A 2241-nucleotide genomic window follows, 5' to 3' on the forward strand; every position below is an offset into this window, starting at 1 on the left:
CCCGCTGCACGTGGTCGGCTCCAGCGCGCAGCCGGTCCAGGCTTCCGCGCCACCGGCCCCCCTCCCTCCGGCGGGGCTTCCCGAGGCGGCGCTCTCCGAGGCGGAGGCCCGGCGGGTGGACTTCGCCTGGTCGGCGGTCATGGTGGGGTCGCTGGCGCTGGTGTTCGCCCTGCTGTCGGTGTTCGGCGGGGTGGCGGTGCCGGTGCTGCTGGCGCTCGGCACGGCGTACGTGCTGAACCCGATCGTGACGGCGCTGGAGCGCCGGGGCCTCAACCGGTCCCTGGGGACGACCACGGTCTTCACCGGGTGCATGCTGCTGCTGGTGGGGGCGGTGCTGTACCTCATCCCGGTGTTCCGGGACGAGGCGGCGAAGCTGCCGGACTTCTTCGTCCGCGCGAGCGAGCGGGTGGTGCCGCAGGTGGAGTCGTGGCTGGGGCGTCCGTTGCCGGATCTGCTGCGGCAGCGCATGGCGGAGCTGGGCGGGCGGGCGTCGGAGCTGCTCCAGAGCACGGGGCCCACGGCGGCGCGGCTGGTGGCGAGCTTCGCCGGCAACACCGCGCGCTTCGTGGCCACGCTGCTGGGCCTGCTGGTCGTCCCGGTGCTGGCCTTCTTCTTCCTGCAGGACTACCCGCACCTCGTGGGGCTGGTGAAGGGGCTGGTGCCGCGCCGGGCGGTGGGGCTGGTGGGCCGGCGCTTCTCCGAGGTGGATGACGTGCTGTCCGCCTTCGTGCGGGGGCAGATCACGGTGGGGGCCATCCTTTCGGTGCTCTACAGCACGGGCCTGGGGCTCGCGCGCATCGACATGGCCATCGTCATCGGCGTCATCGCCGGTTTCGGCAACATGGTGCCCTACCTGGGAACGAGCGTGGGCGTGGTGCTGGCGATGCTGGGGTTGATGCTGTCCTGGCAGGGGGTATGGCAGCTCGCGGCGGTGGCTGGCACGTTCCTGGTGGGCCAGCTCGCCGAGGGCCTCTTCATCACCCCGCGCATCGTGGGAGACAAGGTGGGCCTCTCCTCGGTGTCCGTCATCATCGCCATCCTGGCCTTCGGCGAGCTGTTCGGCTTCACCGGCATCCTCCTGGCGGTGCCCGTGACGGCCATCCTCAAGGTGGTGCTGAGCGTGGTGGTGGAGCGCTACCAGCGGACGGCCGTCTACACCGGCGAGGGACCGAGCCCCTGAGCCATCCCCAGCCCCGGGCGAAGCCGAAAGGGGTGGCGGTGGGGAAGGGCGGGGCGCTAGGGATGGAGCCGTGGCGAAGAGCAAGGCAGCAGGGAAGGGCGCGGCGGATCTCGCCCGCCTCCAGGAGGAGATCGTCACCTGTCGGGCCTGTCCCCGGCTGGTGGAGTGGCGGGAGCAGGTGGCTCGGGAGAAGCGCCGGGCCTACCGCGACTGGACGTACTGGGGACGGCCGGTGCCCGGCTTCGGGGACCCTCGGGCGGAGATGGTCATCATCGGGCTGGCGCCGGCGGCCCATGGGGCCAACCGGACCGGCCGCGTCTTCACCGGGGATCGCTCGGGGGACTTCCTCTTCGCGGGGCTGCACCGGGCGGGCTTCGCCAACCAGTCCCGGAGCGAGCACCGGGAGGACGGCCTCGCGCTGACGGGGGCCTACATCGTCGCGCCGTGCAAGTGCGTGCCGCCGGACAACAAGCCCCTGCCGGAGGAACTGGCCCGGTGCTCGCGCTTCCTGGACCGAGAGATGGCCCTGTTGCCGACCCGGGTGGTGCTGACCCTGGGGGGCATCGCCTGGAACGCGACGCTCGCCTGGCTGGAGAGGACGGGGGTGGCCATCCCCACGCCCCGGCCCCCCTTCGGCCATGGCGCGGAGCTGGCCCTGCCGGGAGCGCCGATGCTGCTGGGCTGCTACCACGTGAGCCAGCAGAACACCCAGACGGGCAGGCTCACCCCCGCCATGTTCGATACCGTGATGGCGCGGGCCCGGGTGCTGATCGAAAATCAGCGGGGAACAGCACCCTAGGGTGTCGATGTTTCCTTGACAGTGCCGGGAGCCCGCTGTTATTCCCCGCCCGCCTTCGACGACGCGAGTCCCGAGGGCGCAGCAGCAAGAAGAAGGGTCGTTAGCTCAGCGGTAGAGCACTACCTTGACACGGTAGGGGTCAGTGGTTCGATCCCACTACGACCCACTCAGCAATGGTTTCAACTGCGGGCGGCACGGCTGATCAGCCTGCCGCCCGCGTCCTTTTGCGAGGTCTCGCATGTCGGATCAGATCACGGTGACG

General features: G+C 70.9%; 2 protein-coding genes and 1 tRNA gene. All 3 read left to right on the plus strand.

Annotated elements, in window-relative coordinates; genetic code table 11:
• Positions 1 to 4: 4 nt before the first annotated feature.
• The 3 genes from VF697_RS42370 to VF697_RS42380 all read left to right on the plus strand — a co-directional run bounded on the left by VF697_RS42370 (position 5) and on the right by VF697_RS42380 (position 2145).
• Positions 5 to 1180, plus strand: coding sequence for an AI-2E family transporter (locus VF697_RS42370; protein WP_331104317.1), 1176 nt, complete (start codon positions 5 to 7; stop codon positions 1178 to 1180).
• 70 nt (positions 1181 to 1250) lie between these two features.
• Positions 1251 to 1979 carry a uracil-DNA glycosylase gene (locus VF697_RS42375; protein ID WP_331104315.1) on the plus strand — a complete coding sequence of 243 codons (729 nt, stop codon included), beginning with the start codon at positions 1251 to 1253 and terminating at the stop codon, positions 1977 to 1979.
• A 94-nt stretch (positions 1980 to 2073) separates the two neighbouring features.
• Positions 2074 to 2145, plus strand: a tRNA-Val gene (locus tag VF697_RS42380).
• The last annotated feature ends 96 nt before the right edge of the window (positions 2146 to 2241 follow it).

It is taken from the genome of Archangium sp. (genome assembly GCF_036388035.1).
Taxonomy (GTDB): Bacteria; Myxococcota; Myxococcia; order Myxococcales; family Myxococcaceae; genus Archangium.